The organism is Micrococcus sp. Mcc89 (genome assembly GCF_024519795.1).
GTDB lineage: Bacteria > Actinomycetota > Actinomycetes > Actinomycetales > Micrococcaceae > Micrococcus > Micrococcus luteus.
The window spans coordinates 20,248-32,933 of sequence record NZ_JALJRI010000104.1 but is presented as its reverse complement, the minus strand read 5'-3'; the positions used below and the strand labels follow the sequence as shown (position 1 = coordinate 32,933).

11 protein-coding genes and 1 tRNA gene are annotated in these 12,686 nt (G+C 75.8%); 5 read left to right on the top strand and 7 right to left on the bottom strand.

Annotation, left to right across the window (positions count from 1 at the left end; all coding sequences use genetic code 11):
• Window positions 1-155: 155 nt before the first annotated feature.
• The gene (locus tag NR072_RS09800) at window positions 156-584 is read right to left on the bottom strand and encodes a hypothetical protein (RefSeq protein WP_036315952.1); all 429 of its coding nucleotides are present in this window, start codon (window positions 582-584) and stop codon (window positions 156-158) included.
• Between the two features lie 131 nt (window positions 585-715).
• Here NR072_RS09800 and NR072_RS09795 point away from each other — a divergent pair.
• Window positions 716-792: transfer RNA gene (locus tag NR072_RS09795), tRNA-Pro, on the top strand.
• Window positions 793-857: 65 nt separating this feature from the next.
• Here NR072_RS09795 and NR072_RS09790 read toward each other — a convergent pair.
• From NR072_RS09790 to NR072_RS09770, 5 genes are all read right to left on the bottom strand, one after another.
• On the bottom strand, window positions 858-1,220 hold the full coding sequence (locus NR072_RS09790; protein ID WP_256837052.1) for a GNAT family N-acetyltransferase: 363 nt from the start codon (window positions 1,218-1,220) through the stop codon (window positions 858-860).
• A gap of 57 nt (window positions 1,221-1,277) precedes the next feature.
• Window positions 1,278-1,775 carry a carboxymuconolactone decarboxylase family protein gene (locus tag NR072_RS09785; RefSeq protein ID WP_060973518.1) on the bottom strand — a complete coding sequence of 166 codons (498 nt, stop codon included), beginning with the start codon at window positions 1,773-1,775 and terminating at the stop codon, window positions 1,278-1,280.
• A 92-nt stretch (window positions 1,776-1,867) separates the two neighbouring features.
• Window positions 1,868-3,418: a DUF5129 domain-containing protein gene (locus NR072_RS09780; protein ID WP_060973517.1), complete on the bottom strand. Its 1,551-nt coding sequence runs from the start codon at window positions 3,416-3,418 to the stop codon at window positions 1,868-1,870.
• A 64-nt stretch (window positions 3,419-3,482) separates the two neighbouring features.
• Entirely contained in the window at window positions 3,483-4,223 is a 741-nt protein-coding gene (locus NR072_RS09775) for an NADPH-dependent F420 reductase (protein WP_020625723.1), read from the bottom strand.
• Entirely contained in the window at window positions 4,210-5,112 is a 903-nt protein-coding gene (locus tag NR072_RS09770; protein WP_002855103.1) for a fumarylacetoacetate hydrolase family protein, read from the bottom strand. Before NR072_RS09770 ends, NR072_RS09775 begins: the two co-directional genes overlap by 14 nt.
• A 65-nt stretch (window positions 5,113-5,177) precedes the next feature.
• Between NR072_RS09770 and NR072_RS09765 the strand changes: the two genes are divergently transcribed.
• The 4 genes from NR072_RS09765 to treZ all read left to right on the top strand — a co-directional run bounded on the left by NR072_RS09765 (window position 5,178) and on the right by treZ (window position 11,268).
• Window positions 5,178-6,221, top strand: a complete 1,044-nt coding sequence (locus NR072_RS09765; protein ID WP_095354053.1) for an aldo/keto reductase — start codon at window positions 5,178-5,180, stop codon at window positions 6,219-6,221.
• Window positions 6,222-6,279: 58 nt separating this feature from the next.
• Entirely contained in the window at window positions 6,280-6,738 is a 459-nt protein-coding gene (locus tag NR072_RS09760; protein WP_020625726.1) for a hypothetical protein, read from the top strand.
• Between the two features lie 61 nt (window positions 6,739-6,799).
• Entirely contained in the window at window positions 6,800-9,280 is a 2,481-nt protein-coding gene (gene treY, locus NR072_RS09755) for a malto-oligosyltrehalose synthase (RefSeq protein WP_095354050.1), read from the top strand.
• Window positions 9,277-11,268, top strand: coding sequence for a malto-oligosyltrehalose trehalohydrolase (treZ, locus tag NR072_RS09750; protein ID WP_095354048.1), 1,992 nt, complete (start codon window positions 9,277-9,279; stop codon window positions 11,266-11,268). The genes treY and treZ overlap by 4 nt, the downstream gene beginning before the upstream one ends.
• A 13-nt stretch (window positions 11,269-11,281) precedes the next feature.
• On the opposite strand, the gene NR072_RS09745 is transcribed toward treZ, so the two are convergent.
• The gene (locus NR072_RS09745) at window positions 11,282-12,583 is read right to left on the bottom strand and encodes a DUF4032 domain-containing protein (protein WP_041103091.1); all 1,302 of its coding nucleotides are present in this window, start codon (window positions 12,581-12,583) and stop codon (window positions 11,282-11,284) included.
• Window positions 12,584-12,686 lie beyond the last annotated feature (103 nt).

Here is a 12,686-nt window from a genome sequence, read left to right as displayed (position 1 = left end):
GTTGTGGGAGAGTAGGTCGCCGCCGGACATTCTTTGAGGGAGGGCCTCGCACTGTGGGTGCGAGGCCCTTCCCGCATTCCCGGGAGGATTCACCGGGCGGCCCCGTGCGATCTGCACGGGGCTTTCTGCGTTCCGGGTGCATTCACCCGCGGCGCTCAGAGCTCCTCGCCGGCCCGCAGTCGTGCCGTGAGCGCGCGGGTGAGTCGGCGGCGCAGCCGGCCGTGCTCCGTGCCCTGCTCCCGAAGGCGCGCGTGCACGGCGTCGGCATGGGCCGGCTTCTCCGAGTCGGGGAGTGCGAGGAAGTCGCGCAGCAGCGGCTCCAAGCGCCCGGTGAGGGCGAGCACGAGCTCCTGGGTCTCCACGGGCCGTGTGCGCTGCAGGCGAGTCCAGGCCGGCGCGTACTCGGCGGCGTGCTCGACCATCTCCCACGCGAGGGCCCAGCTGTCCGGGCGCAGTCGGTGCCGCTCCGCGCGCAACAGCTGTCGCAGGGCGGCCACGGCCTCCTCGAGCTCGGCGGCGGCCGGGGCGCCGTCGTCGTCGGGGGAGGGGCTCGCGGAGGAACGCGGGAACGGCCACCAGCTCATGCCGGCCTCTCTCGGATTCGCGGGGTGCGCAGAGGTCTCACGCGTGAGATTCTGCCCCGCATCTCGGTTTGGGGGCACCCGGTGTGGCTGGTATAGTCGCTCTCTGTTGGATTCAGGTCTGAGACCTCCAACGGGGTGTGGCGCAGCTTGGTAGCGCGCGTCGTTCGGGACGACGAGGCCGCAGGTTCAAATCCTGTCACCCCGACCAGAAAGAGCCCCCGCCGGATCGGCGGGGGCTCTTCTCGTCTCCGGGTGCTCACCGGGTGCGGTGCGTCAGTCCTGGCGGGACTCCAGGAACCGCAGATGCTCGGGGCCCGCCGGGTCCACTTCGCCGGCCACGTCGTCGTGTTCGTCCACCCAGTCCTTCACGTACGGGCACACGGGGACTATCCGGCGGCCCGCGGCCACGGTGTCCTTCAGCGCCTCGCGCACGAGGGTCGAGGCCAGACCCCGGCCCTCGTACTGGTGGTCGACCTTGGTGTGCGGGAAGATCCGCGGGGCCGGGCCGTCGGCGGTGTCGTCGTCGATCGCCACCGTGAAGCCGGCCACCGTGCCCGCGCCGTCGATGACGATCTCGTACCTCTCCCCGTTCTTGCGGACCTGCGGGTGCTCCAGGCTGGGGGTCTGCTCGGTCATGGTCGGTCCTCTCGTTCCTGGGTGGACCCCGCCGCCGGGCCGGCGGCGGGGAAGGGGTCAGCCGTCCCGGCGCCGCACGGGGTGATGGGACAGGATCGAGATGCGGTTCGTCAGGTTCATCACGATCGCGACCCACTGCACGGCCGCGTACTGGGCGTCCGTGAGCGCGGCGGCCGTGGAGGCCTGCACGTAGTTCAGCTGCTCCTGCTCGGGGAGGTCCGTGACCGCCTCGGCGAGCTCGAGCGCAGCGCGCTCCTGCTCCGAGTACACGGCCCCGGCCTCACGCCACGCCGGCAGCAGCCCCAGGCGCTGCACGCTCAGACCGGCGTCGGCACCCTGGCGGGTGTGCCGGTCCAGGCAGAACACGCAGCCGTTGAGCTGGGAGACCCGGAGGTTCACGAGCTCCACGAGCTGCCGGTCCAGTCCGGCCTGCTCGGCGGCGCCGCGCGCGGCCGAGGCCAGCGGCCCGACCGCGTGCCATGCCTCGGGCACGGCCTTGTCGAGGAAGAACGCGAGGGGGTCCTGGCGGGGTGCGGGGGTGTCAGCGGCGGTCATGGTCCTTCACTGGCTCGCAGAACGGGGCGGTGGGCCAGGGGCCGGGTGCCGGCCCCGGACGAGCTTCCGGCTCAGATCCGGCCCCGGCCGGCTCAGAATCGGCCGGACGAGCCCGCCCCGGAGAACGAGCCGCCCGAGGATCCGTAGCCGGTCCCGGAGGAGCTGGACTGCGCCTGGCGGTGGTCCTGGACGGACCGCTCGCCGGCCTGGTGGCCCGTGGTGAAGGCCACCACCGTCCAGTAGGCATCCGCCGGCAGCGCGGAGTCCAGGATCGAGCCGCGCGCGGACCGGGCCGGGCCACGGTGCGTGCGCAGCTCGTCGCGCAGCAGCTCACGCTCGGCCTCGTCCTTGCCGAAGGCCGCCACCTCGGCGTCGGCGAGGGCGGAGACCAGCCCGGTCAGGCGACGCCGCAGCGCATCCAGCTCGCCCAGCGCCGCGGCCGGGGTCAGGCGCTCGTCCTGGAGGTCCGCGCCCAGCGCCTCGAGTCGGTCCTGGGCCTCGGTGCGGAAGGACTCCAGCGCGGCGACGGCGGATCGGACGGGCCCGGCGGAGCCGACGGAGGAGGCCAGCGCGCCGACGGCGTCCAGGTCGGCCCGCAGCGGGGCGGTCTGCTGGTCCCACGCCGCCGGCCACCCCGGGTGGCGGTTGAGGAAGGTGTTCGCCGCGGCCACGGCGTCGTCGAGGCGGTCGAGCTCACGGGCGCGGTCCCGGACGTCCTCCGCGGCCCGGGCGTGCTCCGTGCGATGCAGGCTGCGCTCCGGCAGGGCCTCGAGGCGGTCCAGCTCCGCCGACGCGTCGAGCGCCTGGCGCCGGAAGCCGCGGAAGCGCTCCATCAGCGCGGCCGCGTGGGGCGAGTCCTCGGGCACCGTGGACGCGTTCACCTCGGTGGCGTCCATCTCCAGGGTGACGGAGGTCAGGTGGGTGCGGGCCTCGGCCAGCAGGTCGGCCGTCCGGCGGCGGCGACGCCGTCGGCTCGCGAGCGCCGCGGCCGCGGCGCCGCCGCCCGCCACACCGACGATCCCCGCGCCGAACCACAGTTCGGGAGCCTGCCACCAGGGGCGCCCGATCAGCTCGGCGGCGGCGTCCGTCACCTCCACGACCGTGTCCGTCCACCGGGCCGCACGGGCCGCCTCGTGTCCGGCCTCGCGCACCTCCCGCAGCCGGTCCGTGCTGAGCATCCGGTCCTCGCCCACGTACACCCCGATCAACCGGTTGTCCGGGTCGAGCGCCACGATCACGAGGCCGTCGGCCCATTTCTGGCCGTCCGCGCTGAGCCAGTCCGGGTGCTCCGCGCGAGCCCGCTCGAGCACCCGCCCGTTGAACGCCTGAGACGCGCGGTCGTCGTCCAGTGCGGACAGGTCCGGGCCGCGCTCGGTGACCACGGCGACGCGGGTCGGCTCCCGGAACTCGATCCCCGCCAGGTCACGGCGCAGCTGGGCGAGGTCGATCACGCCCGCGTCATCCACGAGCTCCACCTGGTCCCAGGCCACGGCGTGGGCCTGCGGCGCGGCGGCGCCCGTGACCCCCGCCGTGACCGGCAGGGCGACGACGGTGGCGGACGCCGCCGGTCCGGTGAGGGCGGCGGCGGACAGGGCGACCGCGGTGAGCGTGCGGCGGGCGGTGCGGTGCGTCGGACGGGTCACGGGGGCCTCCTGGGAGGGTCGGCGGTCCCGCCCAGCCTAGGTACCGCCGGGCGGGTGGCGCGCCTCAGCCGGTGGGCGCGTCGGCGAGCAGCGCGGCGAGCCGGCCGGCATCGTGCGCGGTGCCGAACCCCGCCGCCCCCGGCTCGAGGACCCCGGCCCGGTCGAGGCCCGTGTAGGGGACCGCGTCGAAGCCCATCGCGGTGACGAGGGCGACCACCGTGTCGCGCGCGGCGGCGACCGCGGCCGGCTCGGGCGCCGCGTCAGTCCGCTCGGTGCCCACCGCGAGGGCGCGGCGCGGGGCCGTGGCACGCCCGGCATCCTCCAGGTCGTGGTGCGAGATCTCCGAGAACGCGCGCACGACGGGCACGCACAGCCCCGCGGCGGCCCAGCGCGCGGCGATCCGGACGGAGCCGGGCGCGCCGTCGTCGTCGAGCCACGCCGGGACCGGCTCGTCCCCCCACGTGTTGGTCAGGTCCACCACGGCGCGCGTTGCCGGCCCGGCGAGGGCGAGCGGGTCGACGTCGTCGAGCGCCTCGCGCGGCACGGCCACGACGACGAGCTCCGCCTCCGCCGCCAGGTCCTCGGCCGACACGGCGACGGCCTTGGGCGCGTAGATCGTCAGGTGGCGCTGGACCGCCGCGGGGCGCCGCGTGCCCGCGACCATCACCCGCGGGGCGGCCGTGCCCGGGGAGAGGCGGGGGATGCGCGCGATCGCACGTGCCAGCGCGGTGCCCGCCCGCCCCGCACCGAGGATGCCGACGACGCGGGGCAGGGCGTCCGCCGGCGCCGCCTCAGACGAGCTCATTGCGCTGGCGTCCCAGCCCGGTGATCTCCACCTCGACGACGTCGTCGGGACGCAGCCACGGGCGGCGGCCCTCGGCGTCCCGGCGGGCCAGGGCGACCCCTGCGGGCGTGCCGGTCAGGATCAGGTCACCCGGGTTCAGGGTGATCAGCTGCGAGGCGTAGGAGACCAGCTCGGCGGGGGAGAAGACGACGTCGGCGACCCTGTCCTCCTGACGCAGCTCACCGTTGACGTGCGTGAGGACGCGCGCGTCCGCCGGGAACTCGTCCGGGGTGACCAGCCACGGACCCACGGGCGTCGAGGCCTCCCACACCTTGCCCTGCAGCCACTCGGAGGTGCGGCCCTGGAAGCCGCGCATGGAGATGTCGTTGGCCACCGCGTAGCCCGCGATGTGCTCCGGGGCGTCCTCGACGGCGATGCGCCGGCCCGGCTCCCCGACCACGATGCACAGCTCGCCCTCGTAGTCGACCCGGTGGTCCTCCTCGGGGACCTCGATCGGGTCCAGCGCACCCGTGAGGGACTGCGGGAACTTCGCGAACAGCGTCGGATGCTCGGGGCGCTCCAGGCCCGTCTCGTCGATGTGGTTCGTGTAGTTCAGGCCCACGCAGAACACCTTGGTGGGGAAGGGCACGAGCGTGTCGTAGACGAGGCCGGAGGTGTCCAGCAGGAGGGACCGGTCGGCCTGCGCCGCGCGGAGGGCACCCTCCACCATCTCCCGCTGCTCCTCCGGCGTGGCGGTGAGGTACTCGCCGACGTCGCGACAGTCCGGCAGGGCGACGGCGCGCACGGCGACCTCGGGGTCCTCGGGGTGCACGGAGGTGATGACCGCGGCGAACGTGGCGCCGGGGTAGGCGGCGTCGGAGTCGGGCTGGCGGAACGTGGCGAGCTTCATGGACCCATCCCATCACAGGGCGGCGGGTCCGGACCCGGGGCGGGCGGACGTGAGACGGTGAGGCCATGAGCACAGCCCCCACGCATCCGCCGCTCGACCTCGACCCGACTCCGGCCACCCCGATCGTCCTCGGGACCATGGCCTGGGGGTCCGTTCCCCCGCCGCCCCCGGACGCCGACCCGGGGGCGAGGCCGGAGGGGCCCGCGGGCGCAGCGCAGGCCGAGGCGGCCGTGGAGCGTGCCCGCCGCGCCCTGCGCGCCGGGATCGAGGCCGGCGTCGACCTGCTGGACACCGCGGACATCTACGGGGCCGGCCGCTCCGAGGAGACCGCCGGCCGGCTGCTGCACGAGCTGCCCTACGAGGAGCGCTCCGCCCTGAAGGTGCAGACCAAGTGCGGGATCGTCCTGCACGAGACGGACCCGGCCGGGCGGCGTCTGACCCGCTACGACTCCTCGCCCGAGCACGTGCGCGCCTCGCTGGAGGGCTCGCTGTCCCGCCTCGGCGAGCAGCGCGTGGACACCCTGATCATCCACCGGCCCGACGTCCTCACGCCCGTGGCCGACACCGTGCGCGCCTTCCTCGACGCGCGGGAGGCGGGCCTGGTCGGCAAGCTGGGCGTCTCCAACCTCGGCGTGGGCCGCGTCCTCGAGTTCCAGCGCGAGCTCGAGAGCCAGGCGGCGGACGGGACCGGGCTGGCGTGCGTCCAGGTCGAGCTCGGCCTGCACCACCGCACCCTCGTGGAGGCGGTCGTGCTCGCCAACCACCCGGACGCCCCCGCGGACGCCGACGCCGGGCGCCTCGGCCCGGTGTGCGCCGCGGAGGGGATCGAGCTGCAGGCCTGGGGTCCGCTGGGGCAGGGTCGGTTCAGCTCCGGCGACGACGGCGCGGCCGGCGTCGTCGGCGAGGTCGCGGCGGAGCTGGGCGTCAGCCGGGAGGCCGTGGTGCTCGCCTGGCTGCTGCGCCTGCCGTGGGGCGTGCGGCCCGTGATCGGCACCCAGGACCCGGAGCGCGTCGCCGCGTGCGCCGAGGCGGCCTCCGTGGCCGAGGCGATGGACTCCGCGCAGTGGCACCGCCTGTGGACCGCGGCGCGGGGCCGGCCGCTGCCTTGACGAGGCGCGACCGGCCGCGTGCCCTCCCGCCGGAGTGAGGCCTGTGTCACACTGGGACATGGACTTTGCGAACGTCGACCTCGTGACCCCCTGGATCCTCTACTGGCTGGCCTCACTGACCCTCGTGGTCGGCGGCACGCTCGTGGTCGTCGGCCTGTGGCGTGCCCGGCGGCACCGGCGCTTCGCCGCGACCCACGGCCGCAACCCGGAGATCGGACTCCTCGAGGACACCCGCACCCAGCGCGGGGTCGGGGCTGTCGCGCTCGCGGCCGCCGTCGCCCTCGGCGCGACGGGCGCCGTCCTGCACGTCCAGGGTCTGGACGCGTTCCGCGGCAACCTCGAGGCGAAGTACGGCTACACCGCGGTGGACCGCATCCGCCAGTCCGGCCCCGGCTTCGTGGCCGATCTGACCCAGGCCGACGGCACCGTGCTGCGCGACGAGATGGTCCTGCTGGAGTCCTCGGGCGAGCCCGTCGTCGGGGAGGACATCTTCGCCCGTCCGGTCGAGACGCGTTGACCTTCCCGCCCCGGCCCGTCGGGCCTGATGCCGCGTCGGGGGCCTCTGTTAGCGTCGCCGCGTGAGCACCTCGACCGTCCGTTCCGCCCCCGCGTCCACCTACCGGCTCCAGGTCAGCCCGGATCTGCCGCTGGAGTCCGTGGCCGGGCTCGTGCCCTATCTGCGGCGCCTGGGCGTGGACTGGCTCTACCTCTCGCCGCTGCTCGAGGCCGAGCCCGGCTCCGACCACGGGTACGACGTCGTGGACCCCACCCGGCTGGACGCCGCCCGCGGCGGGGCCGAGGGGCTGGACATGGTCGCGCGCGCCGCGCACGAGGCGGGCATGGGCGTGCTCGTGGACATCGTGCCGAACCACGTGGGCGTGGCCACGCCCCAGGCCAATCCGGCGTGGTGGGACGTGCTCACCCACGGTCCCGAGGCGGCGCATGCGGCGTGGTTCGACGTGGACTGGGCGGCCGGCGGCGGGTCCCTGCTCATCCCCGTGCTGGGAGACGGCCCTGACGGGGACGCGGACGCGGAACTGGACCGTCTCGTCGTCGACGCCGAGGGCGGCCGTCTGCGCTACTGGGACAACGTCTACCCCCTCGCCCCCGGATCGCTCGAGGCGGCCGAGGCGGAGACCGGGCTGCGCGCCGCGGAGGTCTTCGCGGCGGCGGACCCGGCGAAGGAGCCGACCGCGGAGCAGGTCCGCCTGGCCCGCGCCGTGCACGAGCGCCAGCACTACCGGCTGGTCGGCTGGCGCCGCGGCGACGCCGAGCTGAACTACCGCCGGTTCTTCACCGTCACCACGCTCGCGGGCGTCCGGGTGGAGGAGCCCGAGGTCTTCGACGCCGTCCATGCCGAACCCGCCCGCTGGGTCCGCGAAGGGCTCGTGGACGGGCTGCGCGTGGACCACCCGGACGGCCTGGCGGACCCGGCCGGCTACGCGCGACGCCTGCGCTCCCACGTGCTCCCGGAGGGCTACCTCGTGGTGGAGAAGATCCTCGAGCCCGGTGAGGCGCTGCCCGCGGACTGGCCCGTGGACGGGACCACCGGCTACGACGCGCTCGGCGAGGTCGAACGCGTCTTCATGCACCCCGACGCCGCGGGCGATGAGGCCGAGGACGCGCGCCGTCGTCGGGAGTGGGACGAGGCCGTGGTGCGGGCCAAGCACGACGTGGCCACCGGCTCCCTCGCGGCCGAGACCGCCCGGCTGGTCCGGGAGGTCCGCGCCGTGCACGCCCTCGGTGCCCACCCGGACGAGGACGTGGCCGCCGCGTTCGCCGCCGTGCTCGCCCGCCTGCCCGTGTACCGCACCTACCTGCCCGTGGGCCTGGCCGTGCTCGAGGGCGCGCTGGCGGACGCGGCCGCGGCGGAGCCGGCCCTCGCCGACGTGCTCGGCGACCTGCGGCCCGAGCTGACCGACCCGGACTCGCCCGTGGCCCGCCGGTTCCAGCAGACCTCCGGCATGGTGATGGCCAAGGGCGTCGAGGACCGGTCCTTCTACCGGTACACCCGGTGGGCCAATCTGAACGAGGTCGGCGGAGACCCCTCCCACGTCGCCCTGTCCCTGGCCGACTTCCACGCCGCCCAGCAGGCGCGCCAGGCCGCCTGGCCGACGGCCATGACCACCCTGAGCACCCACGACACCAAGCGCGGCGAGGACGTGCGCGCCCGCATCGCCGTGCTCGCCGAGGAGCCCGACCGCTGGGCCGCCGAGCTCGCGGAGCTGAGGCGCCTCCACCCGCTCGGCCACCCCGACGCGGAGCGGCTGCTCTGGGAGTCCATCGTGGGGGTCTGGCCCACGGACGGCACCACGCCGGAGGAGGAGCGGATCCTCGGCTTCCTGCAGAAGGCCTCCCGCGAGGCGGCCCTGGCCACCACCTGGACGGACCAGGACCCCGAGTTCGAGGCCCGGCTCGCCGCACTCGCCGCCGCCGTCACCTCCCCCGAGGGGCCTGCCCGGGGCGTGCTCCAGGCCGTCGCGGACCGCATCGCCGAGCCCGGCCTGGTGGTCCAGCTCGGCCACAAGCTCGTCCAGCTCGCCGCCCCCGGCGTCCCCGACGTCTACCAGGGCACGGAGGTGCCCTTCCCCACCCTCGTGGACCCGGACAACCGCCGCCCCGTGGACTTCGCGGCCCGGGCCGACCTGCTGGACCGCCTCGACGCCGGCCACACGCCCGGCCTCGACGACCCCGCCGCCGCCAAGCTGGCCGTCGTGGCCGGCGTGCTGCGCGCCCGCCGCGACCGGCCCGAGCTGTTCACCGGCCACCGCCCGCTCGACGTCTCCGGCCCCGCCGCCGAACACGCGATCGCGTTCGACCGGGGCGGGGCGCTCGCCGTGGCCACGCGCTGGCCCGTCCGCCTCGCGGCCGCGGGTGGCTGGGGCCAGACCGTCGTGACCGTGCCGGCTGGGCGGTGGGAGGACGCCGTCACCGGCCACCCCGTCCACCCGGACGCGCGCGGCGCCGTGCGCCTCGACGAACTGCTCAGCACCCTGCCCGTCGCGCTGCTCGTCCCGGCGCACGCCCCGTCCGACCGCCGAGAGAGGACCGCCCCGTGACCGAGCCCCGTCCGGCCGACGCCCCCGCCCCGGGCCTGCACCCGATCGGCTCCGACCCCGTGGACCCCGCCGCGGCCGAGCGGGCCGCCGTCGACGCCGCGCGCGCCATCCCCTACGCCGTCTGGGCGCCGCACGCCGAGAGCGTCGACCTCGTCCTCGTCGACACCGAGCCCGGCGCCCTGCACGACGCCGAGGACCGCTGGCCCGTCGCCGCCGTCGTGGCCATGGCCCCCGCCGCCGGAGGCTGGTGGACGCCCACGGAGGACCCGCTGGCCGCCCTTGGCCTCGACGCCGCCCAGCCGCCGGCCGACCCCGGCTACGGCTACCGCGTGGACGGGGCGGACCCCGTGCCGGACCCCCGCTCCCGCCGCCAGCCCGACACGGTCCACGGGCCCTCCCGCCGCGACGTCGCCGGCCGCGTCTTCGCGTGGCCGGACGAGGGCTGGGCCGGGCCGCCCGGGGTGGAGTCCGATCCGGCCGCGCCCCAGGGCGGCGGCCTGCGCGGCGCCGTCCTCTACGAGCTGCACGTGGGGACCTTCACGGCGGAGGGGACCCTCGACGCCGCCATCGCCCGCCTGCCGCACCTGAGGGACCTCGGGGTCACCCACGTCGAGCTGCTGCCCGTGAACTCCTTCTCCGGCCCTCGGAACTGGGGCTACGACGGGGTGGCGTGGTTCGCCGTCGACGAGTCCTACGGCGGCCCCGCCGCCTACCGCCGCTTCGTGGCCGCCGCCCACGCCGCCGGCCTCGGCGTGGTCCAGGACGTCGTGCACAACCACCTGGGCCCCTCCGGCAACTACCTGCAGGTGTTCGGGCCGTATCTGGGTCAGGGCGGCACCGGCTGGGGCGACGGCCTGAACCTGGACGGCGCCGACTCGGACGAGGTGCGCCGGCTCGTCCTGGACAACGTCCGCTTCTGGCTCGAGGAGATGCGCGTGGACGGGCTGCGCCTCGACGCGGTGCACGCCCTGCGGGACGCCCGCGCCGTGCACCTGCTCGAGGAGATGGCCGCGCTCGCGGACGGGATCGCGGCCCGTGCCGGCCGACCCGTGCCCCTCGTGGCCGAGTCCGACCTCAACGACCCGCGTCTGGTGCTGCCCCGCGAGGCCGGCGGGCTCGGCCTCGCCGCGGCCTGGAACGACGACGTCCACCACGCCCTGCACGTGGCCGCGACGGGGGAGACCCACGGCTACTACGCGGACTTCGCCCCGCTGGAGGCGGTGGCCAAGGTCATGGAGCGCACCTACTTCCACGACGGCACCCGATCCACCTTCCGCGGCCGCGACCACGGGCGCCCCGTGCCGGACGCCCTCCCCAACCATGCGTGGGTGGCCAGCATCCAGAACCATGACCAGGTGGGCAACCGCGCCGGCGGCGACCGCACCGCGGCCGCCCTGTCCGAGGGCGCGCTCGCGGCCGAGGCCGCCCTGCTGCTGACCGGCCCGCACGTGCCGATGCTCTTCATGGGGGAGGAGTTCGCGGCCTCGACGCCGTGGCCGTTCTTCACCTCGTTCCGCGAGCCCGAGCTCGGGGACGCCGTCCGGCAGGGACGTCGCCGCGAGTTCGCTGCCCACGGCTGGGACCCGGCCGACGTCCCCGACCCGCAGGACTCCGCCACGCGGGACGCGGCGGTGCTGGACTGGGCGGAGGCCGCGGGCGGCGCGGACGGCCACGGCCGCGGGGCGCGCGTGCTCGCCGCCTACCGCACCCTGATCGGCCTGCGCCGCACGCTGCCCCAGCTCACCGACCCTCGCCGCGACCGCGTCCGGGCCGAGGTGGACGCGGCCCGGCGCCACGTGCGCCTCACCCGCGCCGGCGAGGACGCCGACGTCATCCTGCTCGTCGCCCTCGGCGCGGAGCCGCTGCCCGTGCCCGCGGGCCTGACGCGGGCCGAGCTCCTCGCCGGCCACGGCGACGACGGCCCCCTCGGCCCCGGCGCGGTGCCGGCGGCGGTCCCGGCCCCCGGCTTCCTGCTCCTGCGCCGCTGAGCCGCGGCCGGCGTCAGTCCGCGTCCGCGGGTGGGACGGCGCGCAGCATGGTGGTCGTGGGGTGCAGCGCCACCGCGTCCTCGTCGCGGCGGGTCCGCAGCACCGTGTCCACGTAGGAGTCCACCGCCTCCTGCAGGGGCACGGCCTGGCCGCGGGCCTCGGAGAGGTACCAGCGGTGCTCGAGGAGCTGGTGCATCACCTCGGCGGGCTCGAGCTTGGCCCGCAGCTCGAGGGGCACCGAGTGGACCACGGGGTCGAACACCTCCACCACCCAGCGGTGCGCCGCGCTCTCGATGTCCATGTACGGGTCCCACTCCCGGCGGGCGGCCTCGATGTCGACGAGCAGCCGCCGGGCCTGGTTCTCCTGGACTTCGAGTCCCGTGAGGCGGGTCAGCCGACGGCGGTGGTAGCCCGCGTGGATCTCGACGGGCCGGGCGATCATCATCCCGGGGGCGTCGGCGGCGCGCAGTGAGTACTCGGCCAGCTCGAACCCGAGCTCCTGCAGGCGGCGGACGCGGCGGTCCAGGCGCCACGGCTCGGCGCGGGGGAACAGCAGAGGCTCGGTCAGCTCGTCCCACAGCCGTCGGTAGGACGCCACGAGCAGGTCCGGCGTGGTGACGGGGTCCACCTCCGGGTCCAGCAGCCCGCTGGCCTGCAGGTCCAGCAGCTCGCCGCCCACGTTCACGGCGGCCACGTCCAGGTCGTGCTCGCGCTGGCCGTTGGACAGCCGCTCCCGCAGCTCGCCGGTCTCGGCGTCCACCAGGTGAGCGGCGAACCCGCCCGCGTCCCGCCGGAACAGGACGTTGGACAGGGAGACGTCACCCCAGATGAACCCCTCGAGGTGCAGTTCCACGAGCAGCGTCGCCAGCGCGTCCATGAGCCGCACGAGGGTGCGGCGCTCGAGGCGCTCCGAGAACACGGCGCGGTACGGCAGGGAGAAGCGCAGGTGCCGGGTGACGAGGGCGGCGGGCAGCGGCGTGCCGTCGTCGTGGGTGCGCCCGGTGACCACGGCCACCGGCACCACCGACGGCGCGGGGCCCCGCTCGAGCCGGCGCAGCAGCCGGTACTCGTGGAACGCGAGCTCCTCCGTGGTCTCCTTCACCGCCACGATGCCCCCGCCCATGCGGGCGAAGCGCACCACGTGACGGGAGATGCCCCGCGGCAGAGCCGCCAGCACCTCACGCGGCCACGTCTCGAGGGGGAGCGCCCAGGGCAGGGCGAGCAGCGACGTCGCCGGGTCCTCGGAGGCGTCCCCCGAGGGGGCCCCCGTGATGGTCAGTCGATCGACGGGGGAGGGGGTCTCGACGGTGTCCATGGTCACGATCCTTCCAGACAGGGCCGCTATGCTCGCCTGGCGCGGCGCGCCCGCTGCCCGCCGGCTCCGGTGCTCGACCCGGACCGACTGCCCCACGAGGAGG

Coding starts and splice junctions, on each gene's coding strand:
- NR072_RS09765 (WP_095354053.1), top strand. CDS start 5,178: ATGAGCACAGCCCCCACGCATCCGCCGCTCGACCTCGACCCGACTCCG.
- NR072_RS09745 (WP_041103091.1), bottom strand. CDS start 12,583: ATGGACACCGTCGAGACCCCCTCCCCCGTCGATCGACTGACCATCACG.
- NR072_RS09775 (WP_020625723.1), bottom strand. CDS start 4,223: ATGAGCTCGTCTGAGGCGGCGCCGGCGGACGCCCTGCCCCGCGTCGTC.
- NR072_RS09790 (WP_256837052.1), bottom strand. CDS start 1,220: ATGACCGAGCAGACCCCCAGCCTGGAGCACCCGCAGGTCCGCAAGAAC.
- NR072_RS09770 (WP_002855103.1), bottom strand. CDS start 5,112: ATGAAGCTCGCCACGTTCCGCCAGCCCGACTCCGACGCCGCCTACCCC.
- NR072_RS09785 (WP_060973518.1), bottom strand. CDS start 1,775: ATGACCGCCGCTGACACCCCCGCACCCCGCCAGGACCCCCTCGCGTTC.
- NR072_RS09800 (WP_036315952.1), bottom strand. CDS start 584: ATGAGCTGGTGGCCGTTCCCGCGTTCCTCCGCGAGCCCCTCCCCCGAC.
- NR072_RS09760 (WP_020625726.1), top strand. CDS start 6,280: ATGGACTTTGCGAACGTCGACCTCGTGACCCCCTGGATCCTCTACTGG.